Origin of the sequence: Sodalis sp. RH22 (genome assembly GCF_047324165.1) — a bacterium.
Taxonomy (GTDB): Bacteria; Pseudomonadota; Gammaproteobacteria; order Enterobacterales; family Enterobacteriaceae; genus Acerihabitans.
Window position 1 is genome coordinate 3,552,279 of the sequence record NZ_CP178731.1, and the last position, 25,962, is coordinate 3,578,240.

The 25,962-nt window shown below is 57.3% G+C and carries 22 protein-coding genes and 1 pseudogene; 15 read left to right on the top strand and 8 right to left on the bottom strand.

The features are described from left to right. The first annotated feature begins 183 nt into the window (after positions 1–183). The gene (locus ACL2XN_RS16155) at positions 184–1,011 is read left to right on the top strand and encodes a helix-turn-helix domain-containing protein (RefSeq protein ID WP_413729074.1); all 828 of its coding nucleotides are present in this window, start codon (positions 184–186) and stop codon (positions 1,009–1,011) included. Positions 1,012–1,020: 9 nt separating this feature from the next. On the opposite strand, the gene ACL2XN_RS16160 is transcribed toward ACL2XN_RS16155, so the two are convergent. Both ACL2XN_RS16160 and ACL2XN_RS16165 read right to left on the bottom strand, forming a co-directional pair. Next, positions 1,021–1,452, bottom strand: a complete 432-nt coding sequence (locus tag ACL2XN_RS16160) for a hypothetical protein (RefSeq protein ID WP_413721861.1) — start codon at positions 1,450–1,452, stop codon at positions 1,021–1,023. A 28-nt stretch (positions 1,453–1,480) separates the two neighbouring features. Then, the gene (locus ACL2XN_RS16165) at positions 1,481–2,101 is read right to left on the bottom strand and encodes a response regulator transcription factor (RefSeq protein ID WP_413721860.1); all 621 of its coding nucleotides are present in this window, start codon (positions 2,099–2,101) and stop codon (positions 1,481–1,483) included. Positions 2,102–2,433: 332 nt separating this feature from the next. Here ACL2XN_RS16165 and ACL2XN_RS16170 point away from each other — a divergent pair, with 332 nt between their 5' ends. The 7 genes from ACL2XN_RS16170 (at position 2,434) to ACL2XN_RS16200 (ending at position 9,696) form a co-directional block, all read left to right on the top strand. After that, positions 2,434–3,165 carry a GntR family transcriptional regulator gene (locus ACL2XN_RS16170; RefSeq protein WP_413721859.1) on the top strand — a complete coding sequence of 244 codons (732 nt, stop codon included), beginning with the start codon at positions 2,434–2,436 and terminating at the stop codon, positions 3,163–3,165. Between the two features lie 319 nt (positions 3,166–3,484). After that, positions 3,485–4,372 (top strand): ABC transporter substrate-binding protein, encoded by an 888-nt coding sequence (locus ACL2XN_RS16175; protein ID WP_413729076.1) that lies wholly within the window; start codon positions 3,485–3,487, stop codon positions 4,370–4,372. A 105-nt stretch (positions 4,373–4,477) separates the two neighbouring features. Next, complete coding sequence (locus ACL2XN_RS16180; protein ID WP_413729077.1) at positions 4,478–5,527, top strand: ABC transporter substrate-binding protein; 1,050 nt, start codon at positions 4,478–4,480, stop codon at positions 5,525–5,527. Then, the gene (locus tag ACL2XN_RS16185) at positions 5,524–6,444 is read left to right on the top strand and encodes an ABC transporter permease (protein WP_413729078.1); all 921 of its coding nucleotides are present in this window, start codon (positions 5,524–5,526) and stop codon (positions 6,442–6,444) included. Before ACL2XN_RS16180 ends, ACL2XN_RS16185 begins: the two co-directional genes overlap by 4 nt. Further along, positions 6,441–7,247: an ABC transporter ATP-binding protein gene (locus tag ACL2XN_RS16190; RefSeq protein ID WP_410012596.1), complete on the top strand. Its 807-nt coding sequence runs from the start codon at positions 6,441–6,443 to the stop codon at positions 7,245–7,247. The genes ACL2XN_RS16185 and ACL2XN_RS16190 overlap by 4 nt, the downstream gene beginning before the upstream one ends. Next, positions 7,247–8,128 carry a carbon-nitrogen hydrolase family protein gene (locus tag ACL2XN_RS16195; protein WP_413729080.1) on the top strand — a complete coding sequence of 294 codons (882 nt, stop codon included), beginning with the start codon at positions 7,247–7,249 and terminating at the stop codon, positions 8,126–8,128. The genes ACL2XN_RS16190 and ACL2XN_RS16195 overlap by 1 nt, the downstream gene beginning before the upstream one ends. 23 nt (positions 8,129–8,151) lie before the next feature. Continuing rightward, positions 8,152–9,696 (top strand): amidohydrolase family protein, encoded by a 1,545-nt coding sequence (locus ACL2XN_RS16200; protein WP_413729081.1) that lies wholly within the window; start codon positions 8,152–8,154, stop codon positions 9,694–9,696. A gap of 255 nt (positions 9,697–9,951) precedes the next feature. On the opposite strand, the pseudogene ACL2XN_RS16205 reads toward ACL2XN_RS16200, so the two are convergent. Then, positions 9,952–11,831 (bottom strand): annotated as a pseudogene (locus ACL2XN_RS16205) (reverse transcriptase domain-containing protein). 615 nt (positions 11,832–12,446) lie between these two features. After that, complete coding sequence (locus ACL2XN_RS16210; RefSeq protein WP_410012600.1) at positions 12,447–13,007, bottom strand: single-stranded DNA-binding protein; 561 nt, start codon at positions 13,005–13,007, stop codon at positions 12,447–12,449. A gap of 260 nt (positions 13,008–13,267) precedes the next feature. On the opposite strand from ACL2XN_RS16210, the gene uvrA reads away from it, so the two are divergent. Beyond that, positions 13,268–16,123, top strand: coding sequence for an excinuclease ABC subunit UvrA (gene uvrA, locus ACL2XN_RS16215; RefSeq protein WP_410012601.1), 2,856 nt, complete (start codon positions 13,268–13,270; stop codon positions 16,121–16,123). Between the two features lie 56 nt (positions 16,124–16,179). Here uvrA and ACL2XN_RS16220 read toward each other — a convergent pair whose 3' ends face one another. Together ACL2XN_RS16220 and ACL2XN_RS16225 are read right to left on the bottom strand one after the other, a co-directional pair. Further along, entirely contained in the window at positions 16,180–16,824 is a 645-nt protein-coding gene (locus ACL2XN_RS16220) for a TenA family protein (protein ID WP_413721852.1), read from the bottom strand. A 2-nt stretch (positions 16,825–16,826) separates the two neighbouring features. Then, positions 16,827–17,669 carry a BtpA/SgcQ family protein gene (locus ACL2XN_RS16225; RefSeq protein WP_410012603.1) on the bottom strand — a complete coding sequence of 281 codons (843 nt, stop codon included), beginning with the start codon at positions 17,667–17,669 and terminating at the stop codon, positions 16,827–16,829. 27 nt (positions 17,670–17,696) lie between these two features. On the opposite strand from ACL2XN_RS16225, the gene ACL2XN_RS16230 reads away from it, so the two are divergent. Beyond that, positions 17,697–18,596, top strand: coding sequence for a ribokinase (locus ACL2XN_RS16230; RefSeq protein ID WP_410012604.1), 900 nt, complete (start codon positions 17,697–17,699; stop codon positions 18,594–18,596). 91 nt (positions 18,597–18,687) lie between these two features. On the opposite strand, the gene ACL2XN_RS16235 is transcribed toward ACL2XN_RS16230, so the two are convergent. Further along, positions 18,688–19,659: a substrate-binding domain-containing protein gene (locus ACL2XN_RS16235; protein ID WP_410012605.1), complete on the bottom strand. Its 972-nt coding sequence runs from the start codon at positions 19,657–19,659 to the stop codon at positions 18,688–18,690. 415 nt (positions 19,660–20,074) lie between these two features. Here ACL2XN_RS16235 and ACL2XN_RS16240 point away from each other — a divergent pair, with 415 nt between their 5' ends. The 5 genes from ACL2XN_RS16240 (at position 20,075) to ACL2XN_RS16260 (ending at position 25,565) form a co-directional block, all read left to right on the top strand. Then, the gene (locus tag ACL2XN_RS16240) at positions 20,075–21,094 is read left to right on the top strand and encodes a LacI family DNA-binding transcriptional regulator (RefSeq protein ID WP_410012606.1); all 1,020 of its coding nucleotides are present in this window, start codon (positions 20,075–20,077) and stop codon (positions 21,092–21,094) included. Positions 21,095–21,526: 432 nt separating this feature from the next. Continuing rightward, positions 21,527–22,273, top strand: coding sequence for an ATP-binding cassette domain-containing protein (locus ACL2XN_RS16245; protein WP_410016658.1), 747 nt, complete (start codon positions 21,527–21,529; stop codon positions 22,271–22,273). Between the two features lie 23 nt (positions 22,274–22,296). Next, positions 22,297–23,292, top strand: coding sequence for an ABC transporter permease (locus ACL2XN_RS16250; RefSeq protein ID WP_410016659.1), 996 nt, complete (start codon positions 22,297–22,299; stop codon positions 23,290–23,292). A gap of 5 nt (positions 23,293–23,297) precedes the next feature. Then, entirely contained in the window at positions 23,298–24,377 is a 1,080-nt protein-coding gene (locus tag ACL2XN_RS16255) for a phosphotriesterase (RefSeq protein ID WP_410012607.1), read from the top strand. Between the two features lie 45 nt (positions 24,378–24,422). Beyond that, on the top strand, positions 24,423–25,565 hold the full coding sequence (locus ACL2XN_RS16260; RefSeq protein WP_413721848.1) for a M20 family metallopeptidase: 1,143 nt from the start codon (positions 24,423–24,425) through the stop codon (positions 25,563–25,565). 41 nt (positions 25,566–25,606) lie between these two features. On the opposite strand, the gene ACL2XN_RS16265 is transcribed toward ACL2XN_RS16260, so the two are convergent. Beyond that, positions 25,607–25,960 carry an MmcQ/YjbR family DNA-binding protein gene (locus ACL2XN_RS16265; RefSeq protein WP_410012609.1) on the bottom strand — a complete coding sequence of 118 codons (354 nt, stop codon included), beginning with the start codon at positions 25,958–25,960 and terminating at the stop codon, positions 25,607–25,609. Between the last annotated feature and the right edge of the window lie 2 nt (positions 25,961–25,962).

Below are 25,962 nucleotides of genomic sequence, written 5' to 3' on the forward strand. Positions count from 1 at the left end.
GCCAGCCGGGTATTCTGTGGTTTACTGTGGGTCTGCAGCGATCCTTGTTGTTGCGTGCGCCGCGTGCGCAGTCTAAGCCGACGACATTCACCGGGAGCGTAAAAAATCGATACTATCACCTCGCCAGTCAACCCGCTGGCCACCGGCGCGGCGCGGCTGGTCGTCAGCCGCCATAGGGAAACCATGCCGCCGGAACACGCGCCGGTTATCGCCATTCCCCATCACGAAGCCTTTTCCGTTATCGTGCAACTGCGGGATTTCGCCTCGCACCGACTCTGGCATGACGGCCGCCTGGTCCACGCGGGCGGACACGCGCAGCAGGCCGTCGCGATTACCAGGCTTACCGAGGACTGGCGTTGCCAGCATTTGAGCGCCTTTGATAACGTACGATTTTTAATTACCCGCCAGGCGCTGGACGAATTCACCTATGACAGCGGACAAAAGCGCATCGGTCATTTTGACTGCGCTCCCGGCGCGCTGGATCCGGTGATTTATCATCTGGCACAGGCGCTGATCCCGTTATTGGGTCAACCCGGCGGCATGCATGATTTTATGTTTGATCATATCTCCCTGGCGCTGTTCGCCCATATTGCCGAAGTCTACGGCAAGGCATCCCAGGACTGGACCCGGCAGAAAGGCCGGCTGGCGCCCTGGCAGGAACAACGGGCCAAGGATTTTATGCTGGAAAACCTGGCGAAGGGCGTTTCACTTGAATTGATTGCCCGGGAATGCGGCCTGTCCCGCGCGCACTTTGCGCGCAATTTCAAAAATACCACCGGCACTTCCGCCTGTGTCTGGCTGCAAAACATGCGCATCCGGAAAGCGCTGGAACTCCTGGGCGCCAGGCAACAGACGCTGACGGAGATCGCGCTCGAATGCGGTTTTACCGACCAAAGCCATTTTTCACGGGTATTTAAAACCTTTACCGGCACATCGCCGGGTTATTGGCAACGCACCCAGGGCGGCAGCCTGGCCGTACCGGTGGCGCCGTGGCCCCCGGCACAGCCCTGAGCCTATGCATCATGCCGGCGCATTACCCGGCGCGCCTGACGTATCATTGGCTAAAAACAGGAGATGACGCAGCGCCCCGTGCGCCATAGCCACCTCGGTGGATTCCTGCAGCGCGGCGATATATTTTTTAGCGAATTCCGTGTCGTTTTCCGGCCCGAGGGCAAGTAAACGCTCAATGACGGTTTTATATGACAGGACCGTTGCGGCATCGATGTCGTCCGGTTCATCCAGCCGTTCGTCCAATTCCACCAAGATCTCCGACAGGCGCCGGATCCAGGCAAACTGCGGATGGCTGCTCACCAGTTGCAAATGCTCAAACGGGCCGCCGATCGGGCCGAAGCGCGCCGTTTCCAGGTCAATCAAGGCCTTATGCAGCTTACGTAATGAGGTTGAAACGGTTTTGAGGCTGGCGCGATAATCGCCATTGACATGCTCCGGCATAATGATGTTCCTCATAAGAAGGGAAGCGTTAACGACTTTGTGATTTAACAATATGCAGCCGTTCCGCCGCCCGCACCAGATCGGCCAGGGAGCGGGTCTGCATTTTTTCCATCACCCGCCGTTTATGGACCTTGGCGGTAATTTCACTGACGCCCAGCGCCGTGGCGATTTGTTTATTCAGCAGGCCGCCGATGGCCAGTCCCAGTACTTCGCGCTCCCGGGGCGTCAGGGTTTGATGCCGTTGGGCCAGGCTCGACTGCTCGCTCACGAACGAGAGGTTTTTTTCCGCCGCCGACAGCCCCTCGCGCACGGCGTTGAGCAGGTCTTCCGCGTCGATCGGTTTGGTTAAAAACTCGCAGGCCCCGGCCTTCATCGCCCGCACCGAAAGAGGAATGGTGCCAAACCCGGTGATAAAAATAATCGGCAATTCCCTGCCCTTTTTTTCCAGCGCGGCCAGAACCTGGAACCCATCCGCCACCGGCATATTCATATCGAGGATCAAGCAACTGGGGAGCGGGCCAAAATGCTGGTTCAGGAACATCTCCGCCGAGGCGAAATCGGCAACGTTAAAGTCTTCCGACTGTAGCAGCCGAACGATGGCTTGTCTTACCGCATCATCATCGTCAACAACATACACAATATGATCCATGGCATGGTCCTATTATTGATACGACGCGTGTCTACGCTTCGATAATCCCTGGAAGGCCGCTGCCGATCTTGTAAAATAGTACGATTTTTTAACGAAACAAGTGATATTAGCCAACAATCGCCGGACAAAGGAGGGTAATTCAAGGATAGTAACCCAGGTTACCAATGTCATCACGCTACGGCCGTACTGTATCGTCCGTATAGACTGATAAACATAATTAATTTTAATGTTTAACAATTTATCTTGTAGACATATACATATTGGTGTCATGATTGTTGTAAATAAATATTGATATTAAATTCCGCCACAGGTAGGAGGCTGAGTGATTTAACATGGCCAGAGCGAAACGTCCGACAGATGAAAATATGCAGGCCGCGGCCACGCTATGTGCCCGGGATCGCAGCGCGGTGTATGAGAAATTAATGAATGCCATCTCGGAACACCGCCTGAAGCCCGGCACCAAGCTTACGGAAGAAAAGCTGGCGGCCATTTTCAAGGTCTCCCGCACCGTCGTAAGAGAGGCTTTGCAACAAATGGCTTTCGAGCGCGTGGTGGAAATCCTGCCCAACCGTGGCGCTTTTATTGCCAGCCCCACCATTGCGGAAGCGAAGGAATTTTTCCAGGCCCGGCGCTATGTCGAGATTCCCTTGCTGGAAAATATATGTCAGCGGGTGACCGCGCAGGAAATCACGCTGCTGCGCCAGCACGTTAAACAGGAAGAAAAAGCCAGGCATTCAGGCGATCGCCGCAAGATTGTGCGCTTGTCCGGCGAGTTTCATGTGCTGCTGGCCTCCCTGGCGGGAAATCGTTTTCTTGAAAGAACCGTACGCGGCCTGCAGTTATTGACGTGCTTGACTATCCTGCTGTATGACACCCCCACGGACGTCACCTGCCAGCACAACGAGCATGAACGGCTGGTCGATGCGGTAGAGGCGCGGGACAGCATGCGCGCGCAAAAACTCATGTTGGATCACCTGCTGGGGATCGAAAATTCGCTTCATCTGGAAGAGCCGGAAGAAGAGGAAGACGATCTGGAAGAGATCCTGCTCGGCACGGGAAACTGAATTTCTTATATCTGGCGCATGCGGTCCGGCAGCCCCGATGTCCCCACACCCTTTACATCCACCGGTTTTCCCCTGTAGAAAGAGCGCTTTAGGTGCTCTTTTCTCACTTTGTATTTTCCTTTCTTTTTGCCCGCAAAACGCTATATATAAGAAATGCATATTACGAAAATAAAACTGATGAACAATTTAAATAATTATTGACTTCAATTTTGCATGATCTTATTGTCAAATTTAATCCATATCCTCTGCCGCAACGATCCCGACGCTATTTCGCCGCAGATGATTGTTGACAATCTTTAAGCATTTTGTGGAGCACCGCATGTCTGAACTGGTATTGGCTCATGGTGAAGCGCTTTCCAACCTGCCGTTATTCGTGGCGCAGGCATGCGGTTACTTTCGCGAACAGGGATTAACGGTGAGGGTGCCGGAACTCAGCGGCACCGCGTCAACCATCGCATTGCTCAGAAGCGGCGCGGCGCAGATTGGCACCACGGGATTTACCCAGCCGCTGAGCGATTTCAGCGCGGCGGATCCGCTGCGCATTATCGCCGGAAGCGGCGTTGGCGGCATGGCGGTAATGATCCATCCGGACAGCGTGGCCGCGGCGCCTTCTGCCCTGCGCTTCGGCACCTTCTTCGAGGATCCGATGGAAGTGCTGCTGCACGATACGATCACCCATTACCGCGGCGCCTGGCAACACAGCGATATTCGTTATTTCGACACCTTGCACCAGGCGATTACCGCCATGCAGCGGCGTGAAATAGACGCCTGCACTTTTATCGAGCCGGTGATTAGCCAGCTCGAAATGCTGGGTTTTCAAAAAATGTGCGACACCGCCGAAGTGTGGGGAACCGGTTACCCCGATACCGTATTGGTCACACGCCAGAGCTTTTTACATCAATACCCGGATGTGGTGGATGCGGTGATAAAGGCCCTGTTGCAGGCGGAAACCACGATAAAGGCGGATCCGCAGGGCGCCCTGGCAAGCGTAACCCGATTTTATCCCGGCGTTCCCCCGGCGACGATGATGCAAGGCTTGGCGCGGCAACCGCCGCAAATCGATATTCGCCCTCTTGCCGGCGCCATTATCAGCCGGTTCCAGGCGCTGGCGGCGATGGGCAGGCTGGCGCCACCGGATAATCCGTATTCCGTACTCGATTTCAGCCGGTTATCCGCCCTGCTGGCGCAAACGGAATATACGCACTAATACGCGGCTTCGCCTGCCACCAGGCCGCGACAGCCATCCACTGGACATTATGCCTTGCAGGCAGGGGTTCGTTCGCTCTTTTATCAACACCAGGAGACAAACATCATGTCAACAAAACGGGTTTTTCCGCGGCTTAATGGCTTTGATATCAATCGCCGCCATTTCCTGAAACACAGCGCGCTGGCGGCCGGCGGCCTGGCGTTGGGCAAATACCTTATCAGCACCCCCGCCCTGGCGGCGGATATCACCACCTTTAAGGCCACCCATGGGACGGGCTTATGCAACTGTCCCTTCTTCCTGGTCAAGGAACGCGGGCTGGCGAAAAACGTCGCGCTGGATTTTGTCACCACGCCGACTAACGCCGATATAGCCGCCTTGTTCGGCGCCGGGCTGGTGGATGTGACGGTAGTCCCCTACACCAACTTTATTACGCTTTTCGCCCAGGGCGCGCCAATCAAGATCGTCGCCGGCTCAGGCGTGCAGGGCTGCGTAATCGTCAGCCAGCAGGGCATCGATTCCGCCGAAAAGCTGCGCGGCAAGACGCTGGGCACCTTCCAGGCGGATACGCTGGAAATGCTGCCTTATGACTATCTGAAAAAAGCGGGCATGGGCTTTGCCGACGTCAAAGTGCGCTACTTCGGCACCTCCCCGGAACTGGCCCAGGCGTTTATCAACGGCAATATCGACGCCATGTGCCATATCGAACCTTATGCTACCCAGGCATTGCAGGCGCGCCCTGGCGCAGTACGGCTTTCCGACGGCGTCGACATCTATGGCAAGAACTATAGCGATTGCGTGCTGGCGGTACGCTCCTCCGTGCTGGCGGAAAATCGCGAGGCGGTGAAGGCGCTTATCAAGGGCATGATGATCGGCCAGCATCAGGAAGAGACCGACCGCGCCTCGGCGGTCAAGGATACCGTGGGCAAATATTTCAAGACCAGCTACGAAGCCACCCTGGACGCCGCCGCCAAACAGCCGGCGATGATAGACCAGCGGCAGAACCAGGATTTTATCCTGCAGCGCGCCAATAACCTGAAAGAGCTGCGTTACATCCAGAAGGTACCAGGAGCGGATATCTTCGACTGGTCATTGCTCAATGAGGTGATTAAGGAGAATCCCGACTTATATGGTTCGCTGGAGCTGAAAAGCGCATGAAGGTGAATACCCTGCAAAAACCGGTAAAAACCGCCGGTGTCTCACCGGTCGGGATCATTCCTCCTGTCAGGAAAACCCGCCGCCGCGGCTGGCCGGCGTTTTTCTCTCGCCTCGGCTGGGGCGTGGCTTCCGTCGCCTTGTTTGCCGGGATCTGGGAAGCGTGCTGGGCTTTTGGGGGATTAAATCCGCTGTTGTTGCCGCCGCCACATATCTTCCTGGCGAATTTCGCCCAGCAGGCGCAATATTTTATCCCGACCGATGTTATCGGGCAGGTCACTGACGACACCGCGTTACTGTCGTTGGGAAAAACCATCCTCGCCACGGTGGGCCGCGTGATGGCGGGGCTGGCTCTGGGTTTCATCCTGAGTTTGGTGTGTGGCCTGGCTATTTGCTATTTCCGTCTGTTCGGCAAGTTGGTATTGCCGACCATCACCCTGCTGGCGCCTATTTCGCCTATCGCCTGGCTGCCGGTGGCCATTTTTATTTTCGGCATCGGCAATCCGCCGGCGATTTTCATGGTGTTTATATCACTGTTTTTCGTCATGACGGTATCCACTATCAGCCAGATTGAGAGCGTGAGCAAAACGCATCTCAACGTGGCGGCGGTTATGGGGGCCACCCGGGCGCAAACCTTCCGTTACGTCATTATCCCCGCCATTCTGCCCGCGTTATTTTTCGTACTGCGCATGAACCTGTTCGGCGCCTGGATGATTGTGCTGGTGGCTGAGGCGACAGGCGTTGGCAGCGGGTTGGGGCAAATCGTCATGCAGGCGCGCAATACCTTCAATTCCAGCCTGTCGTTTTTCACCATGACCATCATCGGCATTACCGGATTTGTTTTCGATCTGCTGTTGCGCTATGTGCAGAAAAAGCTCCTTTACTGGGTACCTGACAACCGCGCCGGAGGCCAGAAATGACGCAAAATACCCTCCCCCAGCCGCCGCTGATTGATTGCAATAGCGTGGGCAAAGTCTGGACCGACGCGCAAGGCGGCGCTGTCGTCGCGCTGAAAAATGTCGATTTGCAGGTGGCGCGCGGAGAGTTTGTCGTGCTGCTTGGGCCCAGCGGCTGCGGTAAAAGCACCCTGCTGTATATGATAGCCGGGCTGGAATCGGTCAGCGAAGGCTCAATCCGCTGCGGCGGCGCCGAGGTATCGCAACCGGGCACCGATCGCGGATTTGTCTTCCAGGAAGCGTCGCTCTATCCCTGGCTTTCGGTTGCGGAAAATGTCGCCTTCGGCCTGAAGATGCAGGGTATGTCGAAAGAGCAAAGGCTGAAACGGGCGCAGTCCATCTTGCAAAACGTCGGCCTCGCCGATGCCGCGCAGAAACGGCCCGATCAGTTATCCGGCGGCATGCGCCAGCGGGTGGCGATGGCCAGGGCGCTGGCGCTGAATCCCGAGGCGCTGCTGCTGGATGAACCCTTTGCGGCATTGGATGTGCAAACGCGGGCGAAGATGCAGGACTTCCTTATCCGCATATGGCGTCAAACCGGCGTATCGATGATTTTTGTCACCCATCATATTGATGAAGCCGTGGCGCTGGCCGATCGCGTGGTGGTCTTTACCGCGCGTCCGGGCGGCATCAAAGAAATCATTCCCATCGATCTCCCGCGGCCGCGCGACCCCAAAAGCCCCCTGTTTCATCAGCTCAGCGACCATCTTATCGATTTGCTGCGCGATGAAGTCGATCGCGCCTTTGCCGAACAGGAGGTGGGCTGATGATATCACCCTACCTGCCGGTGGCCGCGCTGCAAATGCCGCCGGGCGGCGAAGATTTGGCGCTTAATCGCCGGCAGTTGGAGGCGGCCATTACCCGCGCCGCTCAAGCCGGCGCACGGCTGGTGGCGCTGCCCGAGCTGGCGCTGACGCCCTATTTTTGCGCCGCGCCGGCGAAAAAATATCGCCACTGGGCCGAATCCGTCCGGGGCGAGAGCGCCGGATGGTGCGCGGCGCTGGCCCAGCGGCTGGGATGCGCTATTTTATTGCCGCTCTATGAGCACGATAGCCAAACCGGCTGTTACCACAACGCCGTTATCGGTTTTGACCGCCTGGGGAAAAGGCTGGGCGACGGCGCCCTGGCCAGGAAGCTGCATTTGCCGGCCAGCGACTATCCGCCGCCCGGCTATGACGAGGCCGCGCATTTCACGCCGGGCGACGGACTGCAAAGGTTCGCTATTGAAGGCTGGCGCTGTGCGATTTTGATCTGTTATGACCGCCGCTTTCCTGAATGCTGGCGCGCGCTGCGCCAGGCGGGGGTTGAGGTGGTCATTGTTCCCGTCGCCGGCAGCGGCGGCGATGACGCAGCCTTCTTCCTCGGCGAATTGCGTACCCATGCCAAAGAGAACGGCCTGATAGTCGTTTGCGCCAATAAAGTGGGCGAGGAATGGCTGGACGAAATAGCGACGGATAATTACGGCGAGTCGTGTGTGATCAACGCCGACGGCACGCTGCTGGCGCACCGCCCTCGCCACCTTGGGGCGGGGGAAGTGAACGCAACGCTGGATTACCGGCAATTCAGTCAGCTTCGTCAGCAAATGCGCTATTTCAACGATCGGCGCGACGATTTGTTTGGGCCCGTGCCGCATGGTTGGGTGCGTTAATTTTACAGCTACAGGATATCCTTATGTCTGAGTCACTGATATTAGCAGGCACGCTGATCCAGGGGATCGGCGACGATGGTCGCCCGATCGCGGTGGAACGGGGCGCGCTTTACCAAAAAGACGGTGTTATAGAGGACATCGGCAATGCCGATGATTTGATCCATAAATATCCCCAGGTCCGCCGCTACGGGTCCATGCAACACGTGCTGATGCCGGGATTTGTCAACAGCCATCATCATGTGGGCTTAACCCCGCTGCAGTTGGGTTCGCCCGATTATGCGCTGGAACTGTGGTTTGCCAGCCGCATGGGCGCGCGCGAGGTGGATTTGCGGCTGGATACGCTTTATTCCGCTTTTGAGATGATCGCCTCCGGCATCACCACCGTACAGCATATCCACGGCTGGCGCCCCGGCACGCTGGAGACGATACATCAGGCGGCTGGCGCGGTGCTTGCCGCCTACCGTGAGATAGGCATGCGCGCCTCCTACAGCTTCGCGGTGCGTGAGCAGAATCTGCTGGTCTATGAAGCCGATGAACGGTTTGTGGCCCGCGTGCCGGCTGAAATCCAGCCGCAGTTGGCTGCTCATTTGAAAAAACAGCGGCTGCCGCTGGGCGATCACCTCAAACTGTTCCGCATGCTGGCGGCAGATAATAGCGGCCAATCGCTGACCCGTATTCAACTGGCGCCCGCCAACCTGCACTGGTGCAGCGACGAAGGGTTACAGGCGATCAAAGCGGAGGCGGATAACGCCGGCGTGCCGATGCATATGCATCTGGTCGAAACCGCCTACCAGCGGGAATATGCCCGTAGACGCACCGGCACCACGGCACTGGCGCACCTGCACAAGCTGGGCCTGCTGGGACCATCGCTGACCCTGGGACATGGCGTTTGGCTGAACGAGGCCGATATTGAACTGGCGGCGGCGACGGGAACCTGCGTTTGCCATAACTGCAGTTCTAATTTGCGCCTGCGCAGCGGCGTCGCGCCGCTGAACGCCTTCCGCCGCCATGGGCTGACCGTCGGCCTGGGGCTGGATGAGGCGGGAATTAACGAAGATCGCGATATGCTGCAGGAGATGCGCCTGGCGCTACGGGTTCACCGCGTGCCCGGCATGGAGGAGGATGAAGTGCCGTCCTGTGGTGAGATCGTGCGCATGGCCACCGAGGGCGGGGCAAAAACCACCCCCTTTGCCGGGCGGATCGGCCGGCTGGAGCCGGGAAAACTGGCGGATGCGGTGCTGTTCGATTGGCAAAGTATCACCTGGCCGTATCAGGATGAGGATATTCCCCTGCTGGATGTGCTGGTGCAGCGGGCGCGCGCCAAGGATATCGAGAGCGTATTCATCCAGGGCGAGGAAGTCTGCCATCGGGGGCGGTTTACCCGGGTCGATCGCGCCGCCGTGCTCAATGATATCGCGCAAAAGCTGGCCGCGCCGCGCAGCGCGGACGAGCAGGCCCGGCGCGAGCTGGGCAAGGCCGTATTCCCGCATGTAAAAGATTTTTACCGCGATTATCTGGCGCAGGAAACGCCGCGCGCACCGTTCTACGCACCGTCGTCCCGTCGCTAGCAGGATACATTCCGCCGCCACACGTCATGACGGCCAGTGGCGGATTTCATCAGCGGATATCACGTCCCCCGGTTCGGCTTAGCGCTGAGTGACGACGAAAATACAAAACCCCCGCGATGCGGGGGTTTTAAGCCTGGATGTGGCAAGATGGGCTGGGTAGCTAGTTGGGTAGGGTACGTGCGTCCTGACGGATTAGCCGTTACCCCCCCACCGAACCGGACTTGCACATTTCTATGCATCCGGCTCTCCATTGGATCAAACAAAGCTTCTTCGGTCTGGCAGTGTTCCTCTGTGAAGGTTGACGTGACAGATCCGGCACATCACTAATGTTTTCCTGTTACGGGCAATCATCAGCGTCTTCCAGTTATCTGTACCCGACTTGATATCCTTAAGTTTCCTCACATGGTGGACTTCAAAAGGGCCGGTTCTGGTACCGCAATATTCACATTGGCATGCAGCCATCCTGTCCAGCAATTCAGTTCTGCCAGAATATTTATACGTATTCGGCAATATATCCGGTGAACTGTGTTTGGGCGCACTCCTGTTTTTGAGTCTAAATACCTCCAACTCATATACCTTTCCATTACGATTTTCCCGATAAACATACCTGCCATCCGCTTGCCTTAACCGCCGCGCGATTTTGGTGCGAGATATCCGATGCTTACCTGCCAGCGTATTATAAAGACTGTTTTCCCATATCCAATGCAACTTATTGAGATAGAGAACGGGGGCAAGATTGTAGTAATTCGCGTAGCCGCGCATTTCAGCGTTGTACTGACTAATGATTTCATAGTCAGACATGTGCATCATTGCTGGCCGACCAGCACTATTACCATATCCGCCATCGTAATTCCCATAGCCACGTAGAGAGCAGAATTTCAGGATTCTTTCCCTCGGTACACCCAGATGGACGTGTTCCGTTATCGTACGTTTTACCGCATGAGTTTTACTTCCATCTGTATTAAGCCCTACAACACATTTGACCTGTTTTCTTTCACGGCGTGTTTTTTTTCTTAACCGAGAAAAGTGAATCCTTTCTTTGGGTCAATAATGCCGGATTTTTCCTTTGATATTTCCAGATGAAGTTCGGATTCAACAAAATAGACAACCTCTTCCATTATTTTTTTTGCCTCACCTTTACTTCCTATCACTCCAATCAGAAAATCATCAGCATATCGAACATACCGCATTCTTTTGAATTCAGTATCATCCATAATAACACTGGATAGTGTGCGCAATTGTTTCTCCAGTTCATCCGCTTCCTGTTTCCACTTTTGGATTTTCTGCTCATCAGCAGGCATTCCTGAAGCGCCGAAACCTTGCCTGATCCATTTAATACGATTTGTCCGGTTTTGTAGTGCTCTTCTGTATATGGGATTGGGTTTCCTCCGTCCTCCTTTGCCGAACTCGGTGATTCTATTTTTCATAAATTCATCAAGCTCGTGGAGAAATACATTGGCAAGAATAGGGGAGATAATGCCACCTTGTGGTGTTCCGCTATGAGTGCCAAAGTAACGCCAGTTGTCCAGATAGCCAGCTTTCAGGAACTTCTTGAGAAGCGCCAGAAATTTGTTATCAGCGATCCGCTTGCTCAGGAATTTCAGCAGCAGATCGTGGTCAATGTTGTCGAAGTAACCTTTGATATCAACATCACATACCCATTTTGTTCCTTTCCAACCGTTTCTGATTTCTTTTAATGCAGAATGACAGGAACGCTTAGGCCTGAATCCATAGCTCCAGTCGCTAAAAACCGGTTCATAGATTTCTTCCAATAACATTCTCATTACTTCCTGTATTAATTTATCGTCTCCGGTTGGAATACCTAATGGACGTTTCTTTCCATTCGGCTTTCGGGCATCTTTGGGTATGTGCGTGCGCTTACAAGGTTTGGGTATGTACGAACCGGACTCTATGAGGTGAATAAGACTAATAATCCTGTCCACACTCATTCCATCCATCGTATTGTTATTTATTCCTCTTGTCATGGCTCCCTGATTAGAATAAATATTAGCATAGGCCTGTGCCCAAAGATCTTTATTACTGCACATAATTTTATGCAGTTTCTTGATCTTATAACCTTGTATACTGGCTTTGTTTATACCATTTAGAGCATTGAGTGTTCTCTGTGATAGCACTGACTATCGAACCCCGCTTCTATTAGTATAGATCCAACTGACTCCCTTCCCCCTTACGAATATAGTTTCACTGATAATTACTTATCAATTTATATATATTTTTCAGATTGGTTAGCCAATTGCGACTCCATTACAGAGCTACGTTGGGTACTACGGAGTCTCCGTTACCATATTGGTTAATTACTTAACCAACTTAGGTAATCCCGTATTTCTTTGTAGTCAAGGTGCATCCCACTTAGGTTTCACTTACGTTCAATTACCACTCTCACCGAGCAGGTGCCAACATTGTTGGATATAGTAACCTTCTAAAAATAATTACTATAAATATTGGTATGACTCCTAAATAACCGTGAGCCATCGATATCCCGAAACCCACTATGAACTATGATTCAACCAATCAGGCTTAACCATATGGGATTTGCAATGGCTGGCGCAAAGTAGGTTATTTCCCCGCAACCAGCCTTTTCCTGACATGCTACACTCCCCCTCCCTCTTTCGAGGTTCAAACCCATTACTGGGTAAGGATAAGTCAGGCTTGCAATAGGCACTCCAACAGCCTATGATTAATTCAATAACTCGAATTAACCACTTGATTTACAAAGAAAAACGGCACACTTAAAACGGGATATCGTCGTCAAAATCCATCGGCGGCTCATTGCCCGCGGCCGGCGCATTATTCTGCGCGGCGGGACGACTGGCCGCGGGCGCTGCCGGCGCCGCGCCGCCCGGATTGCCGCTGAACTGCGCGTTGCCGCCCTGCGGCTGCTGCGGCTGGCCCCAGCCCTGCTGGCCGCCGCCCGCGCCGGCACCCGCCGCGCCGCCGCCCTGGCGGCCGCCCAGCATCTGCATGGTGCCGCCGACGTTAACCACGACTTCGGTGGTGTAACGTTCCTGGCCGCCCTGATCGGTCCATTTACGCGTTTGCAACGCGCCTTCGATATAGACCTGCGACCCTTTTTTCAGATATTCGCCGGCCACTTCCGCCAGCTTGCCGAACAGCACCACGCGGTGCCATTCCGTTTTTTCCTTGGTCTCGCCGGTCTGCTTGTCGCGCCAGCTCTCGGAAGTGGCCAGAGTCATGTTGGCCACGGCGCCACCGTTCGGCATGTAGCGGACTTCCGGATCCTGGCCCAGATTTCCGACTAGAATCACTTTATTAACGCCTCTGCTGGCCATGTCGACTCTCCTGATAAGATGTTTTACTTAAACGTTTACGTAAGTGTAATCGGTAAAGTTTACCACGCAAATGCCCAAAGGACACGGGTGAAAATCATTGCGGCTGCGATCGCAGCCCGATGAATGCAGAGTTCAGCGTTACAATCAATACTGGATATTCGTTCAGCTTTTTTTGTGTCATAATTGTCCGTTTCGCGCCAGGTGTGTCGTTGCAGGCATCACCGGCGGCAAATATTCATCCGGTGTCGGGATTAAGTTGAATGGATAAGATCGAAGTTCGGGGTGCGCGTACCCACAATCTGAAAAACATTAGTCTGATTATTCCCCGCGACAAGCTCATAGTGATTACCGGCCTGTCCGGCTCCGGCAAGTCCTCGCTGGCGTTCGACACCCTGTATGCCGAAGGGCAGCGCCGCTACGTCGAATCGCTGTCCGCTTATGCCCGCCAGTTCCTGTCGCTGATGGAAAAACCGGATGTCGACCATATCGAGGGGTTGTCCCCCGCTATTTCCATCGAGCAGAAATCCACCTCGCATAACCCGCGCTCAACCGTCGGGACGATTACCGAAATCCACGACTACCTGCGCCTGCTGTTCGCCCGCGTCGGCGAGCCGCGCTGTCCCGATCACGACGTGCCGCTGGCGGCGCAAACCGTCAGCCAGATGGTGGATAACGTGCTGTCACAGCCGGAGGGCAAGCGCCTGATGCTGCTGGCGCCGATCGTCAAAGACCGCAAAGGCGAGCACAGCAAAACCCTGGAAGGCCTGGCCACCCAGGGCTATATCCGCGCCCGCATCGACGGCGAAGTATGCGATCTCTCCGATCCGCCCAAACTGGAACTGCAAAAGAAACACACCATCGAAGTGGTGGTCGACAGGTTCAAGGTGCGCGAAGATCTGGCCCAGCGCCTGGCGGAATCGTTTGAAACCGCGCTCGGCCTGTCAGGCGGCACGGCGGTGGTGGCCGAGATGGACGGCGGCGATGCCGAGGAGATGCTGTTTTCGGCCAACTTTGCCTGCCCGATCTGCGGTTATAGCATGCCGGAGCTGGAACCCCGGCTGTTCTCATTTAATAACCCGGCCGGCGCCTGCCCCACCTGTGACGGACTGGGCGTGCAGCAATACTTCGATCCGGAACGTGTATTGCAGAACGAGGAAATCTCGCTGGCGGGCGGCGCCATTCGCGGCTGGGATCGGCGCAACTTTTACTATTTCCAAATGCTGCGCTCCCTGGCGGATCATTATAAGTTCGATGTGGAAGCGCCGTTCAACGCGCTGGACGCCTCGGTACAGCAAAAAATCCTGTTCGGCTCCGGCAAGGAAACCATTGAGTTCAGGTATATCAACGATCGCGGCGACAGCTCGGTCAGGCGCCATCCTTTCGAAGGCGTGCTGCCGAACATGGAGCGCCGCTATAAGGAAACCGAATCCTCGGCGGTGCGCGAGGAACTGGCGAAATATATCAGCAACCGGCCCTGCGCCAGCTGCGGCGGCACCCGCCTCAGGCGCGAGGCGCGCCATGTGTTTGTGGAAAACACCACCCTGCCGACCATTTCCGATATGGGCATCGGCAATGCGCTGGGGTTCTTTGATGAGATGAAACTCAGCGGCCAGCGCGCGCAGATTGCGGACAAAATCCTCAAGGAGATCCGCGATCGACTGAAATTCCTGGTGAACGTGGGCCTGAACTACCTCTCGCTGTCCCGCTCGGCGGAAACCTTGTCCGGCGGCGAGGCGCAGCGCATCCGCCTGGCCAGCCAGATCGGCGCCGGCCTGGTGGGGGTGATGTATGTGCTGGACGAACCGTCCATCGGGCTGCACCAGCGCGATAACGAACGCCTGCTGGAAACGCTTATTCATTTGCGCAACCTCGGCAATACGGTGATTGTGGTCGAACATGACGAAGACGCCATCCGGTCGGCGGATCATATTATCGATATCGGCCCGGGCGCGGGGGTGCACGGCGGCGAAATCGTCGCGGAAGGCACCGCCGAGCAGATCATGGCCAATCCGGCCTCGCTGACCGGCCAGTTCCTAAGCGGCAAGCGGGAAATCGCCATCCCCGAACACCGCATACCGGCCGACCCCACCAAGGTGCTGAAGCTTATCGGCGCTCGGGGCAATAACCTCAAGGATGTTACGCTGACCCTGCCGGTGGGCCTGTTTACCTGCATCACCGGCGTCTCGGGTTCCGGTAAATCGACGCTTATCAATGACACGCTGTTCCCGGTGGCGCAGCGCCAGCTCAACGGCGCCACCACCACCGAGGTCGCCCCTTATCGCGATATCCAGGGCCTGGAACATTTCGATAAGGTCATTGATATCGACCAAAGCCCCATCGGGCGCACGCCGCGCTCCAACCCGGCGACCTATACCGGCGTATTCACGCCGGTGCGTGAACTGTTTGCCGGCGTGCCTGAATCCCGTACCCGCGGTTATACGCCGGGGCGTTTCAGTTTTAACGTGCGCGGCGGACGTTGCGAAGCCTGCCAGGGCGACGGGGTGATAAAAGTGGAAATGCACTTTCTGCCGGATATCTACGTGCCCTGCGATCAGTGCAAAGGGCAGCGCTACAACCGTGAAACCCTGGAAGTGAAGTATAAGGGTAAAAATATCCACGAGGTGCTGGATATGACCATCGAGGACGCCCGCGAGTTTTTTGACGCGGTGCCCGCACTGGCGCGCAAGCTGCAAACCCTGATCGACGTGGGCCTGTCCTATATCCGGCTGGGCCAGTCGGCGACCACGTTGTCCGGCGGCGAGGCGCAGCGCGTGAAGCTGGCGCGCGAACTGTCGAAACGCGGCACCGGGCAGACGCTGTATATCCTTGACGAACCCACCACCGGGTTGCATTTTGCCGATATCGAACAGCTGCTGGCGGTACTGCACCAGCTGCGCGATCAGGGCAATACCATCGTGGTTATCGAGCATAACCTGGACGTGATTAAAACCGCGGACTGGATTGTCGATTTGGGTCCGGAAGGGGGCAACGGCGGCGGCGAAATCCTGATCTCCGGCACGCCGGAAACGGTGGCGGCCTGTGAAACCTCGCATACCGCGCGTTTTCTCAAGCCGATCCTGGCGCGCAAACATCATCCGGTAACCTCCGTCGGGTGATGGCGCAAAGCCGCCCTACCCAACGCCGGGCAACCACCCGGCGTTGTTTCCCTGCCTTATTGGGTATACGCCGCCTCGTGAAAATCAATTTCCCACACCAGCACCTGGCGGTAAAGGGCGGAAAGGCGCCGGCGCTCCGTCTCCGGCAGGGCCGCGGCGAGGGCGTCCAATTCCTCTTTTAACCAGCGCGCCTGGGCAAAAAACGCCTCGGCGGCATGCATCTCCACCCAATGGCGCAAATCGGCGTCCGACTGCGCCGACTCGCTGACGCGCCGACACCAGGCGTAATACATCCACTCGGCGCCGAACATCAGGGTAATAATATCCGCATAGCCCCCCTGCCGCGCCGCCGCCAGCATACCGTCGCGAAAACGGGCGACCGCCGGCACATCGCGCCTGTAGTTGTTAATATCGATGCCGCGCCTTGCCAGCACGTCCTCAAAATAGCCCATCTGCTCGTCCACCAGCGCGTTTAGCACGCCCACCAGCCAGCGCTGCTGGCGGATGCCAGGCGCCTTGCTCACCGCCAGGGCAAAAATGCCGATGGCCGTGGCGACAAAATCGCCTTCAAACACCAGGTACTGGTTAAACACCCGCGCCGGCAGCCGATCCTGCCCGATATCGGTGACAAAACGATGCTGCTGCATGGCCTGCCAGGTGGATTGATGTTCCGCCAGCAATTGTTCGCTAAAACTTATCACGATCACGCCTCCAGCGCGGCCCGCGCCGCGGCCATAAAATGTTTAACCCGCGCCGGCTCCACTTCGTTCCACCATACGCCGCCCACTTTCAGGGTGCTGGCCACGATCACCCCCTGGGTGCGCTGCAGGATCTGTCCTACGTTATCTGGCGTGACGCCCGACCCGACCAGCAACGGCAACGCCGTGGCCGAACGGATTTCGTCAATTTCCTCCAGGGTGGCGCTGTCGCCGGTGCGCTGGCCGGTGGCGATCACCGCGTCGGCCTGGAAAAAATCCACATCGCGGGTCAGTTCCTGGATGGAGCGATCGGCGACAATGGCATGGCTGCCGTGTTTTACATGGCTGTCGGCAAATACCCGGATATGCTCGGCGCGCAGCAGGCTGCGATAACGCAGCGCCCTGGCCGCCGCCCCCTCGATAAAACCTTCGTTGGCGATGTAGGCGTTCGCCCATTGGTTGACCCGGATAAAATCCGCGCCGCCCGCCAACGCCGTGGCCAATGCCGGCAACGCCGCATTGGCCAATACATTGATGCCGAGCGGCACGCCGAATGCCATCTTAATACGATCGGTAATCACCGACATTAACGCCGCCGTTTCCGGGCCGATATCCTCGGGTTTAGAAAAAGGAATATCGCCGTGGTTCTCGACAATTAATCCATGCACACCGCCTTCAATATAACTTTTTGCGTCATAGAGCGCGCGATCAATTATTTTAGCAAAAGACTGGCCTTTATATTGTGGCGAGCCGGGAAAGGCTTCGCAATGGACCACGCCAATAATCGCTTTGTTTCTTGAAAATATATCTTGTATTGCGCTTGGTTTTTCTGCTGATATAGATGCCATTATGTTTCACCTTCTAAGGAATAAGTTATGCACGTCTATGTCGTGGGTAATATGGGCGTTGACCAGACCTATCAAATCGATGAACTGCCGGAAAAAGGCGCATCGATCCATGGCCGAAAAATATCGCAGGATCTTGGCGGTAAAGGCGCCAATCAGGCCGTAATATTGGCCCGCTGCGGAATAAGCACCACGTTAATCGCCGCCCGCGGCAACGATCATCAGGGTGACTGGTGTCGCGATAAATTAGCTCAGGAATCATTAACATTATTTCCAGAAGAACCCTTGGATTGTGCGACCGATACCTCGATTATCTTAAACAGCGCCGACGGTGATAACGCCAATATTACCACCACCACCGCCGCCGGGATGTTATCGCTGGCGCAGATAACTGCCGTCCTGGCCGATGCCCGGCCGGGCGATATCGTCTTGCAGCAGGGTAATTTCTCCTTTGATAAAACGCGCGCCATTTTTGAATATTGCCGCAGCCGCCGGTTATACACCGTGTTTAATCCCTCGCCGGTCAAAACGGAATTCGCCCGGCTCTGGCCGCTGGTCGATTTGGCCGTGGTGAACAGCGTCGAGGCCCGTTTGCTCAACGCCGCCCTGGAAAACAGGACCGACGCCGCACGGCGCCTGCTGGCCGGCGGCAACGGCGCCCTGGTCATGACCCTGGGCGCCGACGGCGCGGTATTGTTCAGGGACGGCCGGCAACTGCGGGCCGAAGCCGCGCCCTGCCGGGTCGTCGACACCACCGGCGCGGGCGATACCTTTTTGGCGGCCATGCTGGCCTCCGCGCTGCGGCGCGACCTGCCGGTTGATGCTATCGCCCTGCGGCACGCGGGCCTGGCGGCGGCAGTCACCATCGGCCGCAGCGGTACGCTGCGCGCGTTTCCCACCCGCGCCGAGCTTGACGCCATCCTGGCGTGACCGGACGCGTTCATCCATCCCGGCCCGGGCCGGGATGCCGTACGGGTAATGGCGTTATCACCCATGACCATCAACACCGATCCGATCGGCGTTATTTAAACAATGGCCGATAGGTATCGACGTTGGTTTTGGTCACCACCGCGGCCGGTACCAGGATATTTTTCTCCACGCTGTTGCCGGCGGTTACCGCGTTTAGCGCCTTCAACGCCTCGGCGCCCATTTTCTGCGGATCCTGCTGCAGTACCGCCGCCACATACCCCTGATCGATACCGGCAATCGCCTGGGCGGTCAAATCCCAGCCGAAGACCTTGATATCGCCCTGGCGTCCCTGGTTGACCACCGCCGCCATGGCACCCAGCAGCGCCGGCTCGCCGGTGGCGTAAATCGCGGTCATATCCGGGTTGCCGGTGATCAGGTTTTCCGCCGCGGTCAGGGCATCATCCTGGATATTGCGTCCGTCCACCACATCGGCGACGGTAATCGCCGGATTCTTTTTTATCGCGTCTTCAAAACCTTTCTGCCGGGCATTCTGAATGGCTGAGTTCAGGGCGCCGACAATACCGACCTTCGCTTTGCCGTTCATATTTTTTTGTACATAATCGGTAAAATAATCGCCCAGGATCTGGCCTCCTTTGACATTATCCACGCCCACCTGGGATTTTTGCGGGCCGTCCGGGAGTACTGCATCGATGGCGATAACCGGTATATGGGCGTCCGCCGCTTCCTTAATGGCGGGCATAATGCCGTTGACATCAATAGCATCCACCAGGATGCCTTTCACTCCCTGCTGGATATAGTTTTCGATGGCGTCATTCTGCGCCACCGGATTGTCGTTGGCATTAAAGATGACCAATGATTTACCGCTCTCTTTCGCGGCTTCCTGCGCGCCTTTATTCATCAGGTTAAAGAACAACGCCTGCTGGTTAATTTGCACCAGCGCGTAGGTGGGCGGCGCGTCCTTGGCCATTGCCCCGGCGGAGAAAACCCCGCCGGCCACGAGCGCGGCGGCGCTTAGCGAGCATGCTACAGTACGGATAATTTTTTTACTGGCATAGAATGACATAACGTTGTCCTCGTCGGAAATAAACGCTCAGGGCATGATGGGAAATGTAAAGCGGCAGCCGCGTTACGCATCAAGGATTATTTTTTGGCGGGACAAATATCTGATAGCGCGAAGAAACATTCCCGGGCTTAAATTGTTTTCGCCGGGTTTGCATACATCGTCACTGCTGAATCCTTACCATAACCTGTCCATGTAGGCTATTTCACGGCAGGAACCAACAGGCTTGGGAATAACTCCCGGTTACTCTTTGGTGCAGGTAAACTGTTAATTACAATTAATCGGCGCCGTTTTTTTGTCAAGCGCTAATTTTTTTATGGCTAGCAGTCGGGAGCCCGCGCCGGCTAAAAAAAGGCTGTAAACGCCTGACCAAAATGTGTTAACAATACCGCTGGATTCACTGACAGCGGTGGGCTGGATGGGTAAAAAAAGGGTCGTACTGTCGGATGTCGCCTCTCTGGCGGGCCTGTCCAAGGCTACCGTTTCGCGTTACCTGAATAACAGCATCGTCCTGCCGCAGGCCACTATAACGCGTATCGAGGATGCCATTGCCAGTCTGGACTATCGGGCCAACAGCCTGGCGCGCCGCCTGAGCAAGGGCGGCAGCGAGACTATCGGCCTGGTGCTGCCGGATATTACCAATCCGTTTTTTGCCGAGCTGGCCGATGCGGCGGAAGAGGCGGCCTCTGAACACCACTACAGCCTGGTGCTGTGCATTACCCGCAATAATCCCGACAAGGAGCGTCAGTTTATCCGCTGGCTGGATACCTGCCAGGTGGACGGCCTGCTGTTCACGACCAACCGGCCCGATAACGGCCTGCTGCGCGAGGAGTTGCTGGGCCATCAGCGCATCGTGCTGATTGACGAGGATATCCCGGGCAGCGCCGTGCCTAAGGTCTTTGTCGATAATGTCCAGGGCGGAATACTGGCCACCCAGCATTTGCTTGATGCCGGACACCGGCGTATCGCCTTTGTCGGCGGTCCCGACGCCCTGATGAGCGTGCGGGAACGGCATGAAGGATTCAGGCAGGCGATGGCGCGCGCCGGTTTGAGCTGCCCGCCGGAATGGGTACTGTATGGCGATTACAGCCGCGAGTTCGGCCAGGCCGCCCTGCACCGGCTGCTGGCGCTGCCGGATGCGCCGAGCGCGGTATTCGCCGCCAGTGATTATCTGGTGCTGGGTCTGCTGGACGGACTGCGCCAACGGGGCCAAAGCGCCCCCGACGCACTATCGCTGGTCGGCTTCGATGACGCCAGCTATGCCGAGCTTATCACCCCGCGGCTGTCCACCATTCGCCAGCCCGCCCGGCTGCTGGGCCGCACCGCCATTGAGATTATGATGAAGCTGCTTGGCGGCGGCCAGGCGGTGGCCCAGGTTACCCGCATCCCGGTGGAATGGATTGGCCGCGATTCGGTTAAACCTTATGCCCCGGTCTAACGCTTTTGCACCATAACGGCGCATGCCTGCACAACCCTGCGTCACGGCGCGGTAATCCGCGCCGGTCCCCCTGACCGGCAAGTCCGGGATCGCAATGTTGCGAATAATTTTTATTATCTTAAAAAACAGTTAAATACCTGTTCATTACACCAATATGTCGCCCCCGCCCCATCCTGAATGGCATGAAAGCTGCTTGATGGCGTATGGCGATACAAATATCCATGAGCAGCGCGTTATTGCGAGTGGAGCGGCGAAAGTGGATTCCCGTTATTTTGGTAAACCGGTTTACAAAGGAATGCAAACCGAAAATAACGGCAATTTCCGACGCCGGCGTGACGGCCCTGCGGGCCGGCATGCCCCCCCTTCGTATTTGTTAACACGAGTGGAGGTTAATCAATGGCTGTAGCACAGAGGGTGCCACCCCGGGTGGAGATGGTGGCCATCACCAAAACCTACGGATCCATACGTTCGCTACGCGGCGTCAATCTCAAGCTGGCGCCGGGCGAGGTGCTGGGACTGGTCGGCGATAACGGCGCGGGCAAATCCACGCTGACCAAGATTTTATCCGGCGCGGTGGTCCCCTCCAGCGGCGCCATCCGCATCGACGGCAGCGAACAGCGATTCGCCACGCCCGCCGATGCCCGCCGCTGCCATATCGAAATGGTCTATCAGGATTTATCGTTGTGCGACACGGTGGATGTGGCCGGTAATTTATTTATGGGCCGGGAGCCGCAGACGCGGCTACTGGGCATGCCGTTCCTGGATGAAAAAAGAATGCATGCCGAGGCGCGGGACATGCTGCAGGGGCTGGGCATTTCCATTCCCGATACCCGTCTGCTGGTGCGCAACCTGTCCGGCGGGCAACGGCAGGCCATCGCCATCGCCCGCGCCGCGGCATTCGAACCCAAGGTGCTGATCATGGATGAGCCGACCGCCGCGCTGGCGGTGGCCGAGGTGGAGGCGGTTCTGGCGTTAATCAAACGCGTCAGCGCCCGCGGGGTCAGCGTGATCCTGATTACCCACCGCTTACAGGATCTGTTCCTGGTATGCGATCGCATTATGGTGATGTACGAGGGCACGAATGTTGCCGACCGCCGGGTGGCCGATACCAGCCTGGCGGAAATCGTTAACCTTATCGTTGGCGAAAAGTTCGAGGCGCATTCCGCCCGCGCCCATTAACGGGGGATCTCCGCATGAGTATGATAAATATGACCAGTACCCGAATGATCCGGCACTCCCTGCCAAGACGCATCCTGCACAATCACTCCGGCGTGGTCAGCATCGCGCTGTTTTGCCTGTTCTGCTGCGTGGTGTTTGCGCTGATTACCGATAACTTCCTCAGCGGCGCCAACTGGCTGAATATTATTCGCCAGAGCGCGCCGCTGCTCATTGTCGCCACGGCCATGACGCTTGTGATCACCACCGGCGGCATCGACCTGTCGGTAGGATCCACCCTGGCCCTGGTGGGCGCGCTGTCCGCCATTGCCCTGAATAACTGGGGATTGCCCTGGCCGGTGGTGCTGCTGGGCGGCCTGGCGCTCGGCGGGATGATAGGCGTGCTTAACGGGTATTTTATCGCCTACGAAGGCATCCCGGCCTTTATCGTCACCCTGGCGACGCTTGCGGTGGTGCGCGGCGTGGCGCTGCTGATAACCCAGGGCTATTCCATTCCCATCCCGGCCGATAGCCCTTTTACCCTGCTGGGACGGGCATGGGTGATAGGGTTGCCCTTGCCGGCCATCCTGGGCGTGCTGGCCCTGCTTTGCGGGCATGTTTTGCTTAATCACACCCGTTTCGGCCGTTATGTCACCGGCATCGGCTCCAACACCGAAGGAGTCAGGCGCGCGGGGGTCAATACCCGCGCCACCACCCTGTGGGTGTATGTGCTAAGCGGCATGAGCGCCGCGCTGGCGGGAATGATTATTACCGCCCGCCTGGGCAGCGGTTCCTCCAACCAGGGCGAGGGATTCGAGCTGCAGGTTATCGCCGCGGTGGTGCTCGGCAGCACCAGCCTGTTCGGCGGATTCGGCACCATTATCGGTACCCTGCTGGGGGCCCTGTCCATTGCCGTAATCCAAAACGGACTGATCCTGTCGCATATATCGCCGTTTTATACCCAAATTGCCACCGGCACCATAATCCTGCTGGCAATCTGGCTCAATACCCGCATTTTTAATCCCGTGCCGACCAAAGGATAGACAGGATGCAAAACTCGATTTTCCGCCATGCCGATCCGCTGCCGCTCGGCGTGGACAGCGGTTATGTGATGACGGTGCTCGGCCCGCTGCCGGTGGCGCGGATGGGGGTGACCCTGATGCATGAGCATATTCTGCTGGATGCTTCCGGCAAATGGGTGCCGCCCTGCTGCTGCAGCGAACGCCACCTGGCCGAAATGCCGGTGCGGATGGAAAACCTCGGCGAACTGGCGCTCAATCCCCTGGCCAGCCGCGATAATTGCCAGCTGTTCGACCCGGAGCTGGCGGTGGCGGAGCTGATGAAATTTCGCGCGCTCGGCGGCGAAACGGTAGTTGATCCCACGAATATCGGCATCGGCCGCGATCCGCTGGCGTTGCAGCGCATTTCGCGCCTTACCGGCCTGAATATCGTGATGGGCACCGGCTTTTACCTGGAACCCTCGCATCCGGCCTACGTCAAGACCCGATCGGTGGAACAGTTAACGGAGCAGCTTATCTACGATGTCGGCGGCGCCGTGGAAAAACCGCTGGTTATCGCCGGGCTTATCGGCGAAATCGGCGTATCCGCCGCGTTTACGCCGGATGAAGAAAAATCGCTGCGCGCCGCCGGACGCGCCAGCGCCGCCACCGGCGTGCCGATGGAAATCCATTTGCCGGGCTGGGAACGCCACGGCCACCGGGTGCTGGACATCCTGGAGCATGAGGGCGCCGACCTGCGCCATGTGGTGCTGTGCCATATGAACCCCAGTTTCCAGGATAAAACCTATCAGCGCGATCTGGCGCGGCGCGGCGCGTTCCTGGAATACGATATGATCGGCATGGGTTATTATTATGCCGATGAAGCCGCGCAATCGCCGTCGGACGAAGAAAACGCCCGCGCCATTCGCGAGCTTATCGACGACGGGTTTATTCAACAGGTGCTGCTGTCCCAGGATGTGTTCCTGAAAACCATGCTGACCCGCTATGGCGGCCATGGCTATGGTTATATTCTCAAGCATTTTGTACCGCGCCTGCGGCGCCACGGCATCAGCGGCGAGCAGTTGGAAACCCTGATGATCGATAATCCCCGGCGTGTCTTTACGCGCTGAATGCCGCGGGGCATCGCCCCCGTGGCGCTGATTGCGGACCAAGCCATGAACCCGAACGATGACGTTATTTCACTCACCCGCGCCCTGGTGCGGTTTAATACCATCAATCCGCCCGGCGACGAGTCTTTATGCATGGCATTCCTGGCGGATTATCTGCGGGAACAGGGATTCAGCATCGATCTCAAGCGGTTCGGCGAGCGGCGGTTTAACCTGGTGGCCCGCCTCGCGGGCCGGCGGGCCGACGAGAAACCGCTGGCGTTCACCGGCCATGTGGATACCGTGCCGCTCGGCAACGCGGAGTGGCGTTTTGACCCCTTTGCGGGCGAAATCAGCGACGGCCGGCTGTACGGGCGCGGCGCCAGCGATATGAAAGCGGCCATCGCCGCCTTTATCGTCGCCTGCCGCCAGTATCGCGATGCCATCCTGGCAGGCCCCGGCGTGGTGCTGGTCTTAACCGGCGGCGAGGAAACCGGCTGCGACGGCGCCCGGGCGTTGATCGACGCGGCGCGCGACACATTGCCGGCGGCAGGCGCGCTGATTGTCGGCGAACCCACCGCCAACTATCCGGTCATCGGCCATAAGGGCGCCTTGTGGCTGCGCTGCGAAACCCGGGGAAAAACCGCCCACGGCGCCATGCCGGAGTTGGGTATCAACGCCATTTACCTGGCCGCCGAGGCAATAGGCAAGATCCGTCATTTCACGCCGGGCGCGCCGCATCCGCTGATGAAACAGCCCACCCTGAACGTCGGCACCATCCGCGGCGGGCTGAATATCAATTCGGTACCGGACCATAGCCAATTTGACGTGGATATCCGCACCGCGCCCAATCTGCGTCATGACGAAATCCGCCAGCGGCTGACCACCGCGCTGGGCGATACCGTGACGGTGACGACGCTTGTGGATCTGCCCGCGATACTGACCGAGCCCCGCAACGCCTGGATCCGCCGGGTATTCGAACGCTGCGCCCCGCTGCATGACGCGCAGCCAGAGCCGCGCGTGGTGCCCTATTTTACCGACGCCTCGCTGCTGCTGGGCGCGCTGGGCGCGCCGCCGTGCATTATCCTCGGCCCCGGTGAACCGACGATGGCGCATCAAACCAACGAATACTGCGCGGTGGATAAACTACGGCAGGCCGTAGCGCTGTATGGCGCTTTAATTAGCGACTGGGGAAAATACGGCGCGGCGTAACGGCACAGGCGCCGCCGCAGGGTGAGCGCGTTTTCGCCCTGTCAGATATTCAGTTCCTGGCGCCGCGCGTCCGGCAGCGATTCCACCGCCAACTGCCAGGAGGCGTCGGCCAGGTGATAAAACTGCGAATCAGGGATATCCCCGTCCAGGAACAGCGTATTCCAGTGCGTTTTATTCAACAGGCCGCACGGCACGATGGCTTGATATTCCGCGCGCAGCGATGCCGCCATTTCCGGACTGCTTTTCAGTGAAATCACGGGCTTGCCATTCATTTCGTGGGTCATGGCGAACATAACCTCCCCCACTTTTACCTGACTGGCCTGCCATTCTTGCCGCAGGCTCTGTTCCGTGCCCGGCTTATCCATGCAATACGCCAGAAATGTGGATTGATCCATAT